Below are 17,785 nucleotides of genomic sequence, written 5' to 3'. Positions count from 1 at the left end.
CTTGATTACATGCCGCAGCCGCCAGCGGTCACGGTGATGTGATGCTGGGCGCTCAGGACTTGGCCATCGCTTAAGCGTGCCAGGGCACGAATGGTTTGGGTTTCGATCAGACGCAGGCGTACAGCCACTTCAGTGGTACCTGCCAAGGCCGTGAAGGTGAAACGGCAGGCCAGTGGATGCGGGTTTCCCTGGGCCAGAATGATCAGCTCCTGGCAATACACATCGTCCTTAAGCGGCATATCCAGTACCACCTTCACAGGCACTGCAGCAGGGTTGTCGCCCAGTGCCGGCATGCCCAGTTTCAGGCCTTTTTCTTGCGGGGTGGCTCCTTTCAGGAACTCGTCCACAAGCGCTTGCACCTGCGCGGCGGAGGCGGGCTTCAGTAGCTGGTCAAAGGCGGTTTGCGCTTGCAACTTAATGGGCAGGAAGCTGACGCTTAGTCCAGCCGCACTGCCCAGCAACAGCTGGCGGCGGCGGACAAAACGGGAAGGAAGTTTAGAGGAAGTCATTGAAACGGCTCTCGATCCACTGGAAGTCTTCTTTAACAAGGTCGGGGGTACGGACGTCCATATCAATCTGCGTTTGCAGAACCTTACCGCTTGCGTCCAGCTCGTATTCAAATTTGACCGAGATTTCTTCTTGCGGGTCCCCGTTGACCATCATGTAGCACAGGTTATCGGGCAGGACAGGCACCACTTCTTTGCCTGCGATACGTTCGGCCAGATTCTGGGAAACGATCTTGGCAACGGCGTGCGCGACGTGCGCACTCTTGGGGTAGTGGCCGAATTGGTCGGAAATAAAGCCCATGGAGTCACCCACCACATAGACATTGTCATCGTCCTTGGCGGTGAAAAGGCGCGGATCAATATTGGCCCAGCCCGTGGGTTTGCCATCCGTGCCCGTGCCGACCAAACCGGCGTTCCAGACCATATCAGCGGCCTGATGAGGCGGCATCAGTACCGCGTCGTCAAAATCAAAGTCGCCGGCTGTGGTCTTGATGTGTTTCTTGAAGGGATCAACTTCACGTACACGGGCATTGGGCACGTGGGTGATGATGTCCGGGTACAGCTCCTGGAAGGCTGCGCGGTAGCCTTCACCAATCGGCCCAATGGTGGGTTTGGGGTCCAGAATAATAATTTTGCCTGGAATCTTGTTGGTCTTGATATGCCAGGCCATCAGACAGGCGCGCTCGTAAGGCGAGGGCGGGCAGCGGTGCGGTGGGGGCGGCAGTGTCATGACAATAGTGCCGCCTTTGAAGGCCTTCAGCTTGTTCTTTAAGGCGAACATCTCTGCATTCGGGATGTAGGCATTGGGGAAGTGCTGGCGGGTGTATTCAGCCGCATAGGTGTCATTGCCAAACCAGGCATCGTAAGCATTGCGTATGCCGCCGGACAGAATCAGGTAATCGTATTCCAGTGCGCCTTGTGTGGTGCGTACGGTTTTCTTGTCCCGCTCGATGGCGGTGACTTCGGCATGCACCAGGCTGTAGCCATACTTGATTGAGGGCGCGAGCATGTCGTGGTTCAGGAAATCGGTATTAACGATATCAATCAGCCACTTATTGCTCATGGGCCCCGACCAGAAAGTGGGATTGCGCTCGATCAGCACCACTTGTGCCTGGGGCACTAGTTTGGACAGGTATTTGGCGGCTGTCATACCTCCCCAACCGCCACCGCAAATAACAATGCGTGGCCCCTTGGTGTGGCGGGGCAGAATCTGGCTGGTGTTGGTAATAATGGCGGGGGCTGACAGGCTGGCGGTAGGAAGAATCAGGGTTCCCAGTGCAGCGGCTGGGGTGGCCAGCATGAAGTTTCTACGATTCATTGTTGTGCTCCTCGTGATCATGACATGACACACGTCAATCAGGCTAGGTAGACCGCGTAGTGCGAGCCAGTATAGCCAAGAGTGCTTTGATTGCGTGGGGATTTTTATAGGCGGCGGGTACTTTCTCAAGACTCGAACACGGGCTAGGGGCTAGCCGGCATATCTGGTTTTGATACTGGCATCAACACCTTGTAGAGGGCTGGATCAGGGTGGAGACAGAGGAGAAAAGGGCGGTTTTAGGATCAAGAAACAACAAAATTCCCTTTTTTTTAAAATAAAATCGTAATAGAGCTATCTTTATGGGCGTAATCAGGCGATAGTTCTTGAAGGGATACTTTTTTCCCTGATAGACATTACATCTAGGATATATTTTGAAGACAGAAATTGGTATTGTGAAGTGGTTCAACAGCGAAAAAGGCTTCGGTTTCATCATGCCGGAGAATGGCGGCAAGGATCTCTTCGCACACCACAGTGAAATTCAGGGCACCGGGTTCAAAACTCTGGAAGAGAACCAACGTGTTTCCTTCGTTGAAGGTGCAGGCCAGAAAGGCCCATGCGCAACTAAGATCCAAATTCTTTGATGATTGGCTTGCCTGACTAGGCAAGCACAGCATCAAAATAGAAAGGCCGGACCCCATGAAATATGGGGACCGGCTTTTTTTTTGTTCGTAATTTGAGGCTGAGCTGTGGTTGAGGCAGATTGTGCCGGCACACTGACGACCACAACCGCCAGAGATAAAACCTAGCTAGGGTTGGACGGTTAGGTCAGCCAGCAGCAAGGTCAGTCTTGCTTCCAAACCACCACTTTGACGATTCAGCAGTTCCAGCATGCCACCGTGCTGGGTGGCAATTGCATTCACTATAGACAGCCCCAGCCCGTAGCCTGCTTGTTGTTGTGAACCGCGCCAGAAGCGGCTCATGGCCAGATCGCGTTCGCTCTCGCTGAGACCAGGGCCGTGATCAAGCACACTGATGCGCAAATAACCCGGCTCGCCCGCTTCAATGCGCAGGCTGATCGGCTGCAGGGCCTGGGTATAGCGCAGGGCATTATCAATCAGGTTTTGCACCGCCACGGTCAGCAGGGATTTTTCAATCTGCACCGGGCCGGGTTTGCTACGTATATCCAGCGTGATCTGATCAATAGTGTCGCCGTAGATCGCTTTGAGCGCATGCAGGGCGGCATAGACGGCTTCATCGGCCTGACTACTTTCCGCTCTGGCGCTTTGACCATCCAGGCGGGCCAGTTCCAGCAGCCGTTGCAGAATGTTTTGCAGTTGTTGTACCCCTTGATCCGCCTGACTCAAGGCGGCATCCAGGGTGTTGCGCTCACCTGGGCGTTGTGCGGCCAGATGAGCCACCTGAATATGGGTTTTGATGCCGGTTAGCGGGGTGCGTAGTTCGTGGGCAGCGCTATCGGTGAAACGGCGCTCGCGCATGATGGCGGCTTGCTGCCGTTCCAGCAGCTCCTCGATGGTACGCAGCAAGGGCTGCAGCTCAACCGGGGCTTTGACTTTAGGCAAAGGGCTATCGTCGCCAGGACGGCGGCGGGACAGCAGATCCCGAATGCGCTCCAAGGGGGCCAAACCGTGTGTAATCCCTACCCATAACAGCAGCAAGCTGCCAAACAGGGCGACGACAAAAGGCAGGCCGGCCGAGATCATGATTCCCCGAACCAGCGATTCACGCAGCTCGATACTGTCAGCTGCGGCGATCTGGATATGGCCCTCACGCAAGACAAAGGTGCGCCAGCGCTTGCCGCCGTGCATATGCGTGCCAAAGCCCAAGGCTACTTGTGACATATCCGGGCTGCCTGCGGTGCGGCTGACCGCCTGGATTTCGACTTCGCTACGCACCACGCTGATTTCGCAGGCCACACCATCGCGGGCAATGATGTCTAACGGCCGTTCGGCGGATTGAGCCAGCTCCTGTAAGTTCGGAAATTGGGCGACCAGACCGGCCACCATACGGGCCGAGGCGGCCAGTCGACTATCTAGTGCTTCGCGCAAAGACTGACGTGCATCCATCAGCATCCACGTGGCGACGGCGCTCCAGAGCACCGTCAGGGAAATGCCGATAATCAGTAGCAATCTAAGGCGTAAGCTCATGACGTCACATACCTAACCGGCAGGTCCCAGCTTGTAGCCTAGACCGCGTACGGTCTCGACAATCTGGCTGCCCAGTTTGCGGCGCAAATGGTAGATGTGCACATTGATGGCATTGCTCTCCAGGTCCTGGTCGTAGCCATAGACGCTGTCGCACAATTGCTCGGCACTTAAAATTGCATGGGGTTTGGTGAGCAGGGCGCGCAGCAAAGAGAGCTCGCGGCGGGCCAGACTGACAGGTTTGCCATCCAGGGTGACATGACCAGTGGATGCACAGAAACTCAGCCGTCCATATTCAATACAGTCGGTTTCATGCCCGGCCAAACGGCGAGTCAGCACATGCAGGCGTGCCAGCAGTTCGTCCAGATCAAAGGGTTTGATGACGTAATCATCGCCCCCGCCTAGCAGCCCCTCGACCCGGTGGTGCAGGGCATCACGGGCCGTCAAAATCAAAATAGGCAGTTTGCGGCCTTGCTCACGCCAGCGGCGAAGTAGCGTGAGCCCGTCCTGATCGGGCAGGCCCAGATCCAGAATACAGACATCAAAGTGCGAGGACAGCAAGGCTGTGTCAGCCAGGCTGGCGGTGCCCACATGATCGACAGTCAGTCCGTGCAGTCGTAGGCCCGCCACAATCCCACTGGCGACAAGCGCATCATCTTCAACGAGTAAAACGTGCATTTCCCCCCCCTAGGCGATGCCGGCTTGCGTACTGAAAGCCTGATGTTTATTACGTTTGAGCGTTTATGTTAGCAGCCTTGAGGTCAGGGGAGAGAGGGAAAGTTCTCTTAATTTGCCCTTAATCCTGATCCTCTACTGTGATGTAGATTGCATTGCATTTTTACCTCGGTACTTACTTTTTTAATAAAACCGGCTTGGGCAATGACGTTTCTTTAGGCTTAGCCGCATGACAGATATCGGGCACTTACTCACATGACTCCTATATTAGGAATATTACTGGCGACCAGTTTTGTCGCCTCTTTGGTGGCACTGGGCATTCTTGTCTGGGCCGTGGCAAACAAGCTGATTTTCGTGGGCAAAAACGAAGCTGAGACCATCTTCATGAAAGGTGAGCTTGGCCAGCCTGACGATAGTGCTTCCTTTGGAGGGGAGAACGAGGCACATACACACCATTTTGACGTTTTGCGTGCAGGCATTGACCGCAGTGGTCGCGGTCCGGTTCTGCTCCTGGTTACGGTCGGGATTACCTGGTTGCTGATCGGTTCGGTATTCGGCGTGATGGCCTCGCTGAAACTGCATTGGCCTGATTGGTTGGCCGATGTGGCGCAAGTGACCTTTGGCCGTGCACGTACTTTGCATCTGAATATTGTGGCGTACGGCTGGTTATCGGTAACCGGGATCGGTGTGGCCTTGTGGTTGTTGCCGCGTATTTTCCATACGCCCTTGCGACGCCCCAATATGGTGTACGTCGGCGCTACGCTGTGGACGCTGGGTGTCTTGTGCGGCACGATTGCTGTCGCCAATGGCTGGTCCGATGGGATCGAGTGGCTGGAGTTCCCCTGGCAGATCGACATTATGCTGGCAGTAGGCGGCTTTTTCCTGGCTTGGCCCGCCATTGAAACCGCTGCTAATCGCAAGTCGCGCCATATTTATGTGTCGGGATGGTACTTCCTGGCCGGCATGGTGTGGTTTCCTTTCTTGTTCCTGGTATCCAACATTCCTGGCCTGCACATTGGTGCCCAGCAAGCCACCGTGAACTGGTGGTTTGCCCATAACGTGCTGGGCCTGTGGCTGACCCCGATGGGGGTAGGCGCGGCCTACTACATCATCCCGAAAATCATTGGCAAGCCGGTGTATTCCTACAACGTGTCCTTGCTGGGTTTTTGGAGTCTGGCGCTGTTCTACAGTCAGGTTGGTATTCACCATTTGATGGGTGGTCCGGTTCCTACCTGGGCGGTTACCTTGTCTGTGGTGCACAGCATCATGATGTTTGTACCGGTGATTGCCGTCGCTATTAACCAGCACGTAACCGTTGCCCAGAATCTGTGGGCCTTCAAACAGTCCATGGCGCTGCGATTCGTCTGGATTGGCGCGCTGATGTATACGCTGTCGTCCTTCCAGGGCTCGCTGGAAGCGATCCGTTCGGTGAACTCGGTGACGCACTTTACCCATTACACGGTGGGCCACGCCCACCTGGGTGCTTACGGTTTTGTGTCCATGGTGATGTTTGGCACGCTGTACTACATGATGCCGCACATTCTGGGACGTCGCTGGCCCTTCCCAGCCTTGATCAAAACCCACTTCTGGCTGGTGACTGCTGGCTTCACGATCTACGTGCTGGCCTTGAGCATTGCCGGTGTGGTGCAAGGCATGGGCTTGATGGACCCTGGTTCAAGTTTTGGCGAGATCACTCGCAAGATGGTTCCGTATCTGGAAGCACGCTCCATTGGCGGCACCATGATGACTTTGGGCCACTTCGTTTTTGCGGCTCACTTTGCCTTGCTCTTGCTGCGTAAAGAATCCGCCATTACTGCGACTCCTACACTTGCTCGGGCAGATGCGTCATGAATCGACTCTTACCTTTACTAATCGGGGCCATCGGCGTTCTGCTGCTGGCGACCTTGATGCTGGTGATTTTGCCAGCTTGGCAATTGCGTACGTCGGAGCCGCCGGAGCAATTGAAACCTTATACCGCTCAGCAATTGTTGGGACGTGACGAGTACGTGGCCAATGGCTGTTTGTACTGTCATAGCCAACAGCCGCGCTCTACCGGTCAAACCTTGTTTGATACGGCGCGTGGCTGGGGCCGTGCGTCCACTCCGGGTGATTACTTTTACGATTCGCCCCATTTGCTGGGCACCATGCGTACCGGCCCCGACCTGTTCAACGTTGGCGCGCGCATGAAAAGTCGTGACTGGCACTTGACTCATCTGTATCAGCCTCGAGCCATTTTTGACTGGAGCCTGATGCCGTCCTATCCCTATATGTTCGAGCTGAAAGACCAGATTGCCGAGGGCGATGTGGTGGTGCGTTTGCCAGAGTCTCTGCAGCCTGCGGGCAAGCATGTGGTTGCCCGTAAGGAAGCCCTAGATTTGGTGGAGTACCTGCTGGCCTTGGATCGTACTTACGAAACCAGCGCCCAGGAGCTTGATAAACGTGACCGTGGCTACGATCGTCGCCCCACAGAGGCCTCGACGGGTTCGAGCGCTAAATAGGACAAGTCATGACAATGGAAAAAGATTCTAGTTCGCCTCAGGTCGAGAACATTGACCCTACTTTCGAGCCTTGGGAGCCGCCGCGTCCCATTCCGATTTTCCTGCTGGCGGTGTTAGTGGCCTTAGCCTTGGCAGGGGTAGGGCTGTATCTGCACGATCTGGCTCCGCATGCGGCAGCGGATGAGCCTACCGCTGCTATCGTCAACGTCAATGCGGGTGGAACGCCCGTGGTACCTGCTATCCCCGCGCTGAAAGATGCTCCTGTGCTGGTGCATTCGGGGCAGGGTAGTGTCTGGAGCTGTGCTTCCTGTCACGGTGAAGCGGGTGAAGGCGCTGGCATCACGCCTCGCCTGGCGGGTATGCCTGAGGCCTATTTGCTCAAGCAGTTGGAAGACTTTGCCAAAGGCACTCGTCTGAACGAGTCCATGCAATACGTGTCTCGCGGTTTGCAGCCCAACGATATGAAAGAGCTGGCAGCTTATTACGCCAAGTTGCCTGTACCCGCCATCAATGTGCCCAGCTCGGAAGCGAGTCTGGCCCGTGGCGAGGTGCTGTTTCATAAAGGGGATTGGAAGCAGAACGTGCCTGCATGTATCAGCTGCCATGGCAGTCAGGGCGAGGGCGTCGGTACGTCCTTCCCTCCTTTAGCGGCTCAGCAGGCGGAGTACCTGTTTAGCCAGCTGTCGGCCTGGAAGGGGGGGCATCGTCACAACTCACCACAAGGTCTGATGGATGACATCGCCACGCGCTTGTCCTACGAGGACTTGTATGCGGTTTCCTACTACGCCGCCTCGCTGCCAGCTCATGGCAAGCAGGCGAAATAAGATCAGAACAGAGAGCTTCCTATGAAAGACACTCAAAAAAATGGTCGCAGCAAGTCCACTATGTCGGGTGGGCGCAGACTGGCCTGGGGGGCCGGTATTGGTGTGCTGCTTTTTGCTATTGGTTATGGTTTGAATTCCAAGGGCTGGTTGTCCTTTTCCTTGAGTTCGTCCGATCAGGCGACGACGCAGATCGGTACGGCTGCTTATAGTCGCGAGGCGATGGAAGCGGACCGTAAGGTTCAGAGCAAGGACAAGAAGGCGGTTGCGGCGGGTGTGCCAGTGGGGGCGGATGGTTATTTTGTGCCGCCACCCGAGAGCAGCATTCCGGATACGCCGTATGGTGAGGCGATTCGTCGGGGTCAAACGATCTTTATGGAAACGTCGACTACGGTATCGGATCATGTGGGCAATACGTTGGCGTGTGTGAACTGTCACTTGGATGGTGGCCGTCGTGAGCATTCTGCGCCTATGTGGGGGGCTTATGTCAGCTACCCGGCGTATCGAGCCAAGACCAAGGCTATCAGCACGCTGGAAGATCGCATTATTGGCTGTTTTACTTTTTCCATGAATGCGCAGGCGTCCTCTTCAGGGATTGCTCCTCCGGCTGGCAGCGATGTGTATCGTGATTTGATGACGTATATGTATTGGATGTCGGATGGTGCGCCGACGGGGCAGAAGTTGCCGGGTGCAGGTTTCCCCAAGGTTAAGAAGACGGAGCTGGGTTATGACCTTGCGCGTGGTAAAGAGGTTTACGCCAACAACTGTGTGCTCTGTCATGCGGTAGATGGTCAGGGGCAGAAGGACGCGGAAAGTGATGTTGTGTTCCCGCCTTTATGGGGTGCTAATTCCTATAACTGGGGGGCTGGCATGGCGCGTATTGATACGGCAGCGGGTTTCATCAAGGCCAATATGCCTTTGGGTAAACCGTTTTCTTTGTCGGATCAGGATGCGTGGGATGTGGCGGCTTATATCAACAGCCATGAGCGTCCTAAGGATGCGCGTCAGAAGGGCACGGTTGAGGAGGCTCGTGTGGAGTTCCACGATGGTGAGGAAAGTTATTACGGTAAGGATGTGAACGGCGTGATTGTGGGTGGGGGCGTGGAGAAGTAAGCCTTTGGCCGTTTTGCCGTTTGTTTGAAGATGAGATCGCCTCGGTTTCTTTTGGGAACTGGGGCGGTTTTGTTTTGACTTTGTATGTTGTTGTTAGCAGTGATAATCGCTGCCGCTTGAGATATGGGGCAAGGGCTACAGGTTTAGATCGTGTCCCGTGAAAACGCCGGTCTGGGCCGGGGGGCTGTCCTCTGGGCTGGCCCCTTGCCGGTGCGCAGCGCCGGCCAGTGCTCAGCCCCGGCACCCCCACAGAGACTGAACTGGCGCTTTTCCAGAGACTTGTGTCTGCAAAGAAACTCTCTATATCTCTCAACAGTTACTAAGAGACAAACAGTCCTAATCTACAAAGCCACCAAACGCTTCAAATCCAGCAGAGTGAAGTGTCGATCATCTAGCCATCCCCCGGTATCGATGAAAAACACATTTCCCAGCTGCCGCATCTTGTGTGTGGTTTGATGACCATGTACCAAAGCCCGAATATTGTTCACCATGCCATCGTAGCCAGTGACGTAGCGATCCCTGGACCACATGCATACATGGCGGTCATGAGCATCGAAGCGATCGGAATAAATATGCTGCCAATCATCATAAGGAAAGTCGGCATGCACCATGCCGACCAAACCTAGTGGCGTTTCAATTTCTATCGCCAGAGGCAGGGCTTGCAGACGTTGGGCAATAAGTTCTTGTTCGTCAGAAGTGCAGTCATCCAACCAGAGTCCACCATGCACTCGATGGTCGACCTCTTGAATAGGCTGCCCAATTGCCCGCCGCCAGGTCAGCTCCTCATGATTGCCACAAATCGCATGAAACCAGGGCAGATCCAGCCACTGCAAAACATGATGGGATTCAGGCCCACGATCCACCAGATCACCCACCGAAAAAAGCCGGTCCTTGGACGCATCAAAACGAATCCGTTTCAACGACGCTTTCAGCTTGGTGAAACAACCGTGGATATCGCCTACGGCAATATCGCGCCCCAAGGTGTTTTGGCTAAAGTGTGCTACCTGCATGATGAATAAACCCAGACGAGGTGAAACGTGCTCATCACGGTACTCAGAGCAGCAGGCCGAGTCAAGAAAGACGCGGCCTACCGCTACACTCAGTCAGAGGAAGCCTTACTTGCTGAGCAAGATATCTCCATACAAAACAGCATTACCAATACAAATTCATGTTCAGCATCACTTCCCGCTCCATGCCACGGAACTGGCCGGTGTAATACTTCTTGTTGAACACATTGTTTACGTTCAAGGCCACCCGGTAGCGAGAGGTCTCATAGGCAATCGCCATGTCCGCCAGCGTGAAGGACGGGTTGTAGTTCAGACTGCCATCAGGTCGTACGTCATTTGGCGACTTGCCCCGATAACGAACACCCGCTCCCAACATCAAGCCCTGAATCTGTTGTGGTCGATAGTCCAGCCACAGACTGGCGGTTTGACGCGCTGTTTGCAGCGTCTGCCTATCAATCTCCGCCGGACGTTCGCTCTGTGTAGTTCGTGGGTCCAGATAGGTATAGCCCGCCATCACGTTCAATTCAGAGGTGATAGGCAGCTTGGCCTCCAGCTCAATACCCGTGGATCGCACTTCGCCCGTCTGGACGCTGAAACGAGGGAAGCTTGGGTCGGGCGTGGTGACATTTGTCTGGCGCAGATCAAACACGGCAGCGGTAATCAAGGCATCGGTACCTGGCGGCTGATACTTCACCCCGGCTTCGTATTGCTTACCCTCGCGTGGCTTGAATGCCGTGCCATCTGCGGCCCGGCCCGTTGTTGGATCAAAGGCTGTGGAGTAGCTGATGTAAGGGGCCACACCATTGTCAAACAGATACAGCAAACCCGCGCTGCCGGTAGTGGCGCGGTCAGTCATGCGGGGTTGGGTCGCGCTACTTTGTACGATGCGAGCGGTGTCATGACGTAAGCTGACATTGGCAATCCATTGATCCCATTTGAGCTGGTTCAGCATATACACACCGGTTTGCTTCAGGTCTCGCTCGGAGTAGTCCATCTCAGGTGGTGCAATCGACAGCCCATAAACTGGGTTCAGCATATCCAGATCGGGCACGTTCCAGCCAAAGCCTAAACCGTCGTTTTCTTTGTAGCGCAGATAATCCACCCCGAACTCCAGCGTGTGCTCGACCGCGCCCCAGTTGAAATCTTTGCCTGCGCGGCTGTCTACGGTGAAAGTTCGACCTTTAGTTTCTTGAGCCAGACTCGCCCGCGAGACGCTGCGTTGGTCGGCCAAAACCGCCATGGCATAGATGTGGCGGTAATCAATGTCGATTTCTGAATAGCGCAGGTTTTGACGCAAACGCCAGCCACTCTCGGTGTCATGCTCCAGAGCGTAGCCGATAGCCTTGGTGTCGCGATTGAAGTAATCAAAGGCGGGGTCGCCGGCCGTGCGCTTGAGCGGTAAGTCAGTTACTTCTGGGTAATAGAACAGGTTAGGCCACCAGGACTTTGGGGTGCCGCGCTCTTTCGAATACGAACCCAATAGCGTCAGGCTGGTACGGTCGGAAAGTTTCCAGAGAAGGGAAGGGGACACCGAGATGCGGTCGTCGCGTGAGTCTATGGTGCGTCCATGGCTTTTGCGGCCAGAAAAATTCAGTCGATACAGCAAGGACTGATCGTCGTTCAAGGCTCCGCCTATATCCGCCGTTAATTGACGACGCTGATAGCTGCCATAGCCCAGGCCCAGACTGTTAACGTGATCCGCAGTGGGGCGTTTAGACACCACATTGACCACGCCGCCGGGACGACCCTGACCATACAGCACCGAGGCGGGGCCTTTCAGCACTTCGATGCTATCCAGGCTGTCCATATCGTCGTTCCAGGAACCATAGGTTCCGGCTGAAAGCTGCTTCAAACCATCCTTGTAATAGGCACTGCCATCACTAAAACCACGTATCACCGCGCCGCTCATACGCAGGTCGCCAGAGCCGGAAACATCAGTTTGCACACCGGGGGTATAGGCCAGGGCACGCTCAATACTCTGCGGCGCCAGAATTTTGAGCTGTTTTTGCGTGACGATAGAGATTGAACGAGGAGTCTCGATCAAGGGTGTGTCCAGCTTGCCACTGCGGCTCCTCAAGGCCGTATAGCTGTCCGAGGTGTCTGTGGGCGCGCGTCGAATGGTGACGGGGGTAAGCTGGGCCACACCTGCGGACAAGGTAATCGTATTGCCGTCTTTGGCGTAGTTGATACCGCTACCGTGTAAGAGTTGGCGCAAGGCTTGTTCGGGTGCCAGACGGCCGGAGATGGCGGGGGCGTGACGACCAGCGACGACATCTTGAGAGAAGAAAATCTGCAAAGAGGTTTGTTCGCCCAATTGCAGCAAGGCGTCACCCAAGGGCTGGGCCTGGATTTGAATAGAGACGGTTTGTTGGGCCAGTGCAGCAGTAGGAGCCAGGCTAAAGGCCAAGCTCAAACTCAGGGTCAAGGCACTCAGATTCACCCGCAAAAGGGGTGAGCTGCGACGACGTGGGGTAAAAGGGCTCACGATCCTACGTTTTCCAATGAAAGTATGTCTCGCGCGGTAAGCGCGCCAAGCCTTTGGCCAAAGGTACTCAAGAGGCTGCCGTAATATGGGCAGCCCCCTTCAACTACCTAGACGCGCAAGGTGGCGAATCACCGGAATGAGAATCATGATTATTTTGTAACAGGCGCGAGGGCCGTGTTTTAGCGTGCCACGATGTGCAGCACGCCAGCCGCATCGCGTTGAATGCGGATCGGTGCAATAGCCGGCAGGGCCTTGATGACGGTCTCGGGCTGATCAATGTCGAAGACCCCGGAAATACGGTGCTGGCGCAGAGCCGGGGCGTCCAGATTTAAGGTCTGCGGGAGATAGCGGGCCATTTCCTGCACGACCGTCTCCAGAGGGGTGTTTCTGAAAATTATTTTGCCGCGTTGCCAGGCCGTCAGGCTTTCTACATCGGCAGTTTGTACGGGGCTGGGTTCGGTGCCCTGCCGCAAAAGAACCTGCTGTTGAGCACCTAACAGACGTTCTTGTCGACGCCACCACGGCCCGGACTGCACTTTCACCGAACCGGATTGAACACTGACCAGAACGCTGTCTGCTTCGCGTCGCACGTTAAAACGAGTGCCCGTAACGGTAATCGTCCCCAAGTCTGTGTGCACGACAAAGGGGAGGGTTTGGTAATGCTCAACGGAAAAAAAGACTTCGCCCTGAATCAGTTCAACTTCACGTCGGTCTACAGACAGACGAGCATGAGCAATGGTGTCGGTATTCAGGTCCACGATGGAGCCGTCGGGCAACTTGATCTGTCGGCGTTCGCCTTTGGCGGTGACGAGCTGCACGGTTTCTTGGGCTGAGTCCAACCATCCAGATTGATGCAAGGTTCCGGCGGTCAGGGCCAGTACGCCCAGTGCCCCCAAACCCAAGGTCAGATAACGACGTTTTGCGGATGGTGCAGGCACCGGAGAGTCGGGCAGCAGGCTACGCAGGCGTTTATCTGGTACAGCCTGGGTGGCGCGCCATAGATACTCGACTTCCCGATAGCGGCGTGCGTTTTCTGGTGAAGCGTCCCGCCAGGCTCGGAAGGCCTGATGATCCTGCTCGCTGGCTTCCCCCGATTGCATACGGGCGAACCAATGAGCGGCATCGCTAGGGTGATCCAGATCGTCGGAGGCAGTAGGGCAGGTCATTGCGCGGGCTTTATGTACGGCATGGCGTCAGTCAGGTACGTAATGGTGCAGCCGTTCATGGATGTGACGCAAGGCGCGAGTCATGTATTTTTCCACCATGCTGCGGGAAAGGCCCATGTCCTGGGCGATTTCAGTATGTGTCCACCCTTCCAGACGGTGCTTGATGTAAACCTCTCGGCATTTTGGCGGCAGGTCGGCCAAGGCGGTGACCAAAGCATCCGCCAGTTGCTCAAATTGTGCACTGCTGTCGGCACCCGCTTGGCGAGGATGTTCGGTATCGCTCAGCTCGTCCAGTGGTAGCACTGTTAAGACGGTTTGATGGCGATGACGGCTGACCAAGCGGTTGCTGGTGCCTCTGGCCAGATAGGCCCGTGGGTTGTCGATGACTCCCGTGTTGTTTTCGAGCATACCGACGACGGTGTCATGCATGGCATCTTCTGCGTCTTCCCGGCTCTCGGCTTTGCGCCGCCAGACGCCAAATAGCTCGCTATAGGAAGCGAGCCAGGCTTTTCTGGGACGGGAAGGGTGAGACATGGGGCGGGCAGGCGGAGCAGACTGGAAAATAATACGGAATAATAACAATAATTCTCATTAAGGTTTCCATTGTTGCTGTAAGCCTTCAAAAATTTTCTGACCGGGGGGCTCTTGTGGTCAAGCTGCCCGTACAGAGCGGCTTGGTCTAAAATCCACCGATCTTTATATCTTCTCTCTCTGAATTTCGAGGTTTTCATGTCTCAAACCAGCACTCCCGTTGATCCGGACGGCCTGCTTGAATATTCGGTGGTCTACACCGACCGCGCCTTGAACCATATGTCCAAGACCTTCCAAGAGGTGATGCGCGAAATCTCCCGTACCTTGAAGCAGGTGTATCAGGCGCATTCGGCGATTGTGGTGCCCGGTAGTGGTTCGTTTGGTATGGAAGCAGTGGCCCGTCAGTTTGCGACGGATCGCAAATGCATGGTGATCCGTAATGGCTGGTTCAGCTACCGCTGGTCGCAGATTTTTGACATGGGTTCTATTCCTTCCAGCACCACGGTTCTGAAGGCCCACCCGATCGAGGAAGGCAAGCAGGCGGCTTTTGCTCCGGCTCCGATCGAAGAAGTGGTCGCGGCGATTCAGGCTGAAAAACCGGCTTTGGTGTTTGCTCCGCACGTGGAAACAGCGTCCGGCATTATGTTGCCCGACGACTATATGCGTCAGGTCGCGGATGCAGTGCATGCGGTGGGTGGTCTGTTTGTGCTGGACTGCATTGCCTCGGGCACGGTTTGGGTGGATATGAAGGCGGTCGGTGTGGATGTGCTGATCAGCGCTCCGCAAAAAGGTTGGACGGGCTCGGCATGTTGCGGTTTGGTGATGTTAAGTGAGCGAGCACGTCAGCATATCGAGACGACAACGAGCACTAGCTTTGCCTGCGATCTGCGCAAGTGGTTGCAGATTATGGAAACGTACGAGAACGGTGCCCATGCCTACCACGCAACCTTGCCCACGGATTCGTTAAAGGTTTTGCAGGAAGCGATGGCAGAAACCGAAGCGCTCGGCTTTGACTGGATTCGCAATCGTCAGCTGGAGTTGGGTCGCAAGGTGCGAGCCTTGTTAAGCGAGCACGGTTTCCGCAGTGTGGCTGCACCGGGTTTTGAAGCACCGGGTGTGGTGGTTTGCTACACAACGGATGAGGGGATTCATTCGGCTGCGAAGTTTGCCAAAGCGGGCTTGCAGGCGGCGTCAGGAGTGCCCTTGCAGTGTGATGAACCGGCAGATTTCAAGACGTTCCGGATTGGTTTGTTTGGCTTGGATAAGCTGAATAATCTAGAGCGTTCGGTAGAGCGTTTGGAAAATGCCTTGAATGCGATTGAACAGCAGTAAGCTTTGTTGAGCGGTTTAGTTTGCTCAAGAGGGGGGGCCTTGATGAGGGGCTCCCTTTTTTTTGGGATTTTTTTCGCCCTGATGCAGATCTTCGTCGCCAGCCCATATCAGAACTCAACCTCAGCCCTGGAGTTCTGTGGGGAAAGGCACGTTTTTGGGACTGCCCCGTACATGATTCAGGTTCTCAACAAAGGTTTAAAAAACGTTCCTGCCAGGGGGGAGCAATGTAGTCCGGTATTTTGAGAGACAAGATTAAACGCTTTGCTAAACCCTTGCTTGCTGTAATCCGGGCCTGACTTTAAGCAAGGGTATGAGTAATGAAAAATGTTGTGGCGGCTGCGGTGGTATTGGCTTTGTTGGCTGGCTGTGCAGGGCGCTCGGCTAATCCGGTGCCGATTCAGCAATATGGCGATGACTCCAAGTCGTGTGCGGCCTTAGAGCATGATCTACGTTTTGTTGAGGGTGAGATTCGGCGTTTGATTCCCGATACGCATAAGGCTGGCAAGAATGTGGCATTGGGCGTGACCGGAATCTTCTTTTTGGTGCCCTTGTTTTTTATGGATTTGAGTCAGGCTGAGCAGGTGGAGGTGAATGCCTTGCGGCAGCGACATAACCATTTGCTGGTTTTGTCCAAGGACAGGGGGTGTGCGATTAAGGCACAACCTATCGAGCCTTTTGAAAAGAGCTCGGCCCCCGTTGCTGAGTTTGTAGCGCCGTGATCGTTTTGGCTTGATGCTATCTGCCGACTAAGGCTGTTTAGGTGCTTGGTTCAGTTCACCCATGGCAAAGGCCAAATTAACCGAACCGACCAGCCCTGCCGTATGGGCCATGGTTTGTGCTTCTTGTGCGCCCAGTAATCCGCTGTGGGCTTCGGTCAGCAAGGTCATGCCGGTCAGCCCTTCTTTGTAGGATTCTAGTGCACCTTGGTAGGTGATCTGTGCGGCTTCGACCAGGCTGGATGCCGCGTGATGGGATTCCAGTGCTGCACGAAGCGCCTCGGCAGCGATGATCATCTGTTTGTAGGCATTCTGCTCGGTTTTGGCGACTCGCTCGCGGGCGGTGTCGGCGCGTAGCTGGGCCTCGCGTACCTGCTTATTGCGTAGTCCCGCGTCGTAGAGCGGGATGTTTAAGGCCAGCACGGCTCCACGGGAAGAGGATTGCGGGCTGATGTCAGGCAGGCTGCCCACGCTTAAGGATCCCAGACGTTTGGACATGAATCCCATCAGGGCAAGCTTGGGCATGAAGCTGGCTTCGGCTGAATTGATCCCCGCCAGACTGGCCTGATGGGCAGCTTGCAGAGCCTGTACGTCGGCGCGCTGAGCAATGGCCTTTTTCAGGGTGTCGTTGCCAGGGATATCCAGATCTTCGGGCAGGGAGCGGGATGCGCTGTCAGCTACTTGTAGCTGGGTGTCGGGAGACAGGCCGATGGCGCCCAATAACGTTTGGTAAGACTGGTGGGCTAGGGTGCGCGTGTTGACGTGGTGCAGACGGGCTTGGGCTTTCAGTTGCCGTGCCTGGGCTACTTCAATACTCGTGCCCAAGCCGTTGCGCTGTCGCTCCAGGGCAATGTCTTCAATCAGGGTGGCATTTCTCAGGCCCAGGGCCGAGATTTGTTCTCGTTGCCGGGCCGAGTTGTAGTTGAAGTAGTTGATAGAGACTTCCGCAATCACGGCTTGATGCACGCCGCTGAAGGTGATGCGGCTGGCCATGGCCAGTTTGTCGGCAGCTTCTTGCAAGGCCGCCCGCTTACCAAAGTCAAATAGCAGCCATTTCAGGGTCAGAGAGGGGACAGCCCCACTTAAATGGGTGTCGTAATCCACATCGATGTCTCTGCCCAGAATGTTTACGCTGTCGTCCCGGTCGCTACGCATGTAGCCACCTACGATGCTGGCAGAGATCAGCGGCAGATAGGCACTTTGAATCATGCCGGCAGCTTCTGCGGCTTGTTGTGCTTCGCCCCAGGCGATACGGGTGCTGGGGTTCAGGCGTTGGGCCAGATCGATCAGTTCAGGCAGGCTGTACTCGTGATTGGCCTGGATGCTGGGGAAAGCTTGGTTCTGATCGGGGCCTTGGACCTCTGCCAAGCTCAGTTGGGGTGGCTCGATTGCATCTTGTTCGGGCATGGCCTGCGCCAGGGACTGATGACGATTGGGCGTCCCACAGGCGGCCAGCGCAAGAGCGGCGGCCACGGCCAGGGAGAAACGCAGGACAGGCAAGCAAGACATAGACAT

Annotated in this window: 16 protein-coding genes; 7 read left to right on the top strand and 9 right to left on the bottom strand. The window is 55.5% G+C overall.

The window, feature by feature from the left end:
• Window positions 1-5: 5 nt before the first annotated feature.
• The gene (locus tag IE156_RS14640) at window positions 6-509 is read right to left on the bottom strand and encodes a thiosulfate oxidation carrier protein SoxY (RefSeq protein ID WP_189393284.1); all 504 of its coding nucleotides are present in this window, start codon (window positions 507-509) and stop codon (window positions 6-8) included.
• A complete protein-coding gene (locus IE156_RS14635; RefSeq protein ID WP_189393283.1) occupies window positions 496-1,824 on the bottom strand; it encodes an FAD-dependent oxidoreductase in 1,329 nt (442 codons plus the stop codon). The genes IE156_RS14640 and IE156_RS14635 overlap by 14 nt, the downstream gene beginning before the upstream one ends.
• A gap of 371 nt (window positions 1,825-2,195) precedes the next feature.
• Here IE156_RS14635 and IE156_RS14630 point away from each other — a divergent pair, with 371 nt between their 5' ends.
• Window positions 2,196-2,405, top strand: coding sequence for a cold-shock protein (locus tag IE156_RS14630; protein ID WP_189393282.1), 210 nt, complete (start codon window positions 2,196-2,198; stop codon window positions 2,403-2,405).
• A 165-nt stretch (window positions 2,406-2,570) separates the two neighbouring features.
• Here the strand turns inward: IE156_RS14630 and IE156_RS14625 are convergent, their stop codons facing one another.
• A complete protein-coding gene (locus IE156_RS14625; protein WP_189393281.1) occupies window positions 2,571-3,929 on the bottom strand; it encodes an ATP-binding protein in 1,359 nt (452 codons plus the stop codon).
• A 12-nt stretch (window positions 3,930-3,941) separates the two neighbouring features.
• Window positions 3,942-4,604, bottom strand: coding sequence for a response regulator (locus IE156_RS14620; RefSeq protein WP_189393280.1), 663 nt, complete (start codon window positions 4,602-4,604; stop codon window positions 3,942-3,944).
• Window positions 4,605-4,856: 252 nt separating this feature from the next.
• Here IE156_RS14620 and IE156_RS14615 point away from each other — a divergent pair, with 252 nt between their 5' ends.
• From IE156_RS14615 to IE156_RS14600, 4 genes are read left to right on the top strand one after another with little or no spacing between them, the layout of a single operon-like run.
• Entirely contained in the window at window positions 4,857-6,452 is a 1,596-nt protein-coding gene (locus IE156_RS14615) for a cbb3-type cytochrome c oxidase subunit I (RefSeq protein ID WP_189393279.1), read from the top strand.
• Entirely contained in the window at window positions 6,449-7,099 is a 651-nt protein-coding gene (locus tag IE156_RS14610; protein ID WP_189393278.1) for a cbb3-type cytochrome c oxidase subunit II, read from the top strand. The genes IE156_RS14615 and IE156_RS14610 overlap by 4 nt, the downstream gene beginning before the upstream one ends.
• 8 nt (window positions 7,100-7,107) lie before the next feature.
• Window positions 7,108-7,923 (top strand): c-type cytochrome, encoded by an 816-nt coding sequence (locus IE156_RS14605; RefSeq protein ID WP_189393277.1) that lies wholly within the window; start codon window positions 7,108-7,110, stop codon window positions 7,921-7,923.
• A 21-nt stretch (window positions 7,924-7,944) separates the two neighbouring features.
• Window positions 7,945-9,033 carry a c-type cytochrome gene (locus IE156_RS14600; protein WP_189393276.1) on the top strand — a complete coding sequence of 363 codons (1,089 nt, stop codon included), beginning with the start codon at window positions 7,945-7,947 and terminating at the stop codon, window positions 9,031-9,033.
• 341 nt (window positions 9,034-9,374) lie between these two features.
• Here the strand turns inward: IE156_RS14600 and IE156_RS14595 are convergent, their stop codons facing one another.
• The 4 genes from IE156_RS14595 to IE156_RS14580 form a co-directional block, all read right to left on the bottom strand.
• Window positions 9,375-10,043 carry a metallophosphoesterase gene (locus IE156_RS14595; RefSeq protein WP_189393275.1) on the bottom strand — a complete coding sequence of 223 codons (669 nt, stop codon included), beginning with the start codon at window positions 10,041-10,043 and terminating at the stop codon, window positions 9,375-9,377.
• A 142-nt stretch (window positions 10,044-10,185) separates the two neighbouring features.
• On the bottom strand, window positions 10,186-12,525 hold the full coding sequence (locus tag IE156_RS14590) for a TonB-dependent siderophore receptor (protein ID WP_229841371.1): 2,340 nt from the start codon (window positions 12,523-12,525) through the stop codon (window positions 10,186-10,188).
• Window positions 12,526-12,704: 179 nt separating this feature from the next.
• Window positions 12,705-13,691: a FecR family protein gene (locus IE156_RS14585; RefSeq protein ID WP_189393274.1), complete on the bottom strand. Its 987-nt coding sequence runs from the start codon at window positions 13,689-13,691 to the stop codon at window positions 12,705-12,707.
• A 27-nt stretch (window positions 13,692-13,718) separates the two neighbouring features.
• Window positions 13,719-14,225: an RNA polymerase sigma factor gene (locus IE156_RS14580; protein ID WP_189393273.1), complete on the bottom strand. Its 507-nt coding sequence runs from the start codon at window positions 14,223-14,225 to the stop codon at window positions 13,719-13,721.
• A gap of 195 nt (window positions 14,226-14,420) precedes the next feature.
• On the opposite strand from IE156_RS14580, the gene IE156_RS14575 reads away from it, so the two are divergent.
• Window positions 14,421-15,554 carry an aminotransferase class V-fold PLP-dependent enzyme gene (locus IE156_RS14575; RefSeq protein WP_189393272.1) on the top strand — a complete coding sequence of 378 codons (1,134 nt, stop codon included), beginning with the start codon at window positions 14,421-14,423 and terminating at the stop codon, window positions 15,552-15,554.
• 317 nt (window positions 15,555-15,871) lie between these two features.
• Window positions 15,872-16,273 carry a hypothetical protein gene (locus IE156_RS14570; protein WP_189393271.1) on the top strand — a complete coding sequence of 134 codons (402 nt, stop codon included), beginning with the start codon at window positions 15,872-15,874 and terminating at the stop codon, window positions 16,271-16,273.
• A gap of 27 nt (window positions 16,274-16,300) precedes the next feature.
• Here the strand turns inward: IE156_RS14570 and IE156_RS14565 are convergent, their stop codons facing one another.
• Entirely contained in the window at window positions 16,301-17,785 is a 1,485-nt protein-coding gene (locus IE156_RS14565) for a TolC family protein (protein ID WP_189393270.1), read from the bottom strand.

The sequence above is a fragment of the Alcaligenes pakistanensis genome (genome assembly GCF_014652815.1).
GTDB classification, from domain to species: Bacteria; Pseudomonadota; Gammaproteobacteria; order Burkholderiales; family Burkholderiaceae_B; genus Alcaligenes; species Alcaligenes pakistanensis.
The sequence above is the reverse complement of the archived record's forward strand: the minus strand, read 5'-3'. Positions and strand labels throughout refer to the sequence as shown.

Bases quoted from the DNA above. Each gene is read 5' to 3' on its own strand.
- IE156_RS14620 (WP_189393280.1), bottom strand. From the start codon at position 4,604: ATGCACGTTTTACTCGTTGAAGATGATGCGCTTGTCGCCAGTGGGATT.
- IE156_RS14595 (WP_189393275.1), bottom strand. From the start codon at position 10,043: ATGCAGGTAGCACACTTTAGCCAAAACACCTTGGGGCGCGATATTGCC.
- IE156_RS14575 (WP_189393272.1), top strand. From the start codon at position 14,421: ATGTCTCAAACCAGCACTCCCGTTGATCCGGACGGCCTGCTTGAATAT.
- IE156_RS14640 (WP_189393284.1), bottom strand. From the start codon at position 509: ATGACTTCCTCTAAACTTCCTTCCCGTTTTGTCCGCCGCCGCCAGCTG.
- IE156_RS14610 (WP_189393278.1), top strand. From the start codon at position 6,449: ATGAATCGACTCTTACCTTTACTAATCGGGGCCATCGGCGTTCTGCTG.
- IE156_RS14585 (WP_189393274.1), bottom strand. From the start codon at position 13,691: ATGACCTGCCCTACTGCCTCCGACGATCTGGATCACCCTAGCGATGCC.
- IE156_RS14635 (WP_189393283.1), bottom strand. From the start codon at position 1,824: ATGAATCGTAGAAACTTCATGCTGGCCACCCCAGCCGCTGCACTGGGA.
- IE156_RS14600 (WP_189393276.1), top strand. From the start codon at position 7,945: ATGAAAGACACTCAAAAAAATGGTCGCAGCAAGTCCACTATGTCGGGT.
- IE156_RS14580 (WP_189393273.1), bottom strand. From the start codon at position 14,225: ATGTCTCACCCTTCCCGTCCCAGAAAAGCCTGGCTCGCTTCCTATAGC.
- IE156_RS14615 (WP_189393279.1), top strand. From the start codon at position 4,857: ATGACTCCTATATTAGGAATATTACTGGCGACCAGTTTTGTCGCCTCT.
- IE156_RS14625 (WP_189393281.1), bottom strand. From the start codon at position 3,929: ATGAGCTTACGCCTTAGATTGCTACTGATTATCGGCATTTCCCTGACG.
- IE156_RS14605 (WP_189393277.1), top strand. From the start codon at position 7,108: ATGACAATGGAAAAAGATTCTAGTTCGCCTCAGGTCGAGAACATTGAC.
- IE156_RS14570 (WP_189393271.1), top strand. From the start codon at position 15,872: ATGAAAAATGTTGTGGCGGCTGCGGTGGTATTGGCTTTGTTGGCTGGC.
- IE156_RS14565 (WP_189393270.1), bottom strand. From the start codon at position 17,785: ATGTCTATGTCTTGCTTGCCTGTCCTGCGTTTCTCCCTGGCCGTGGCC.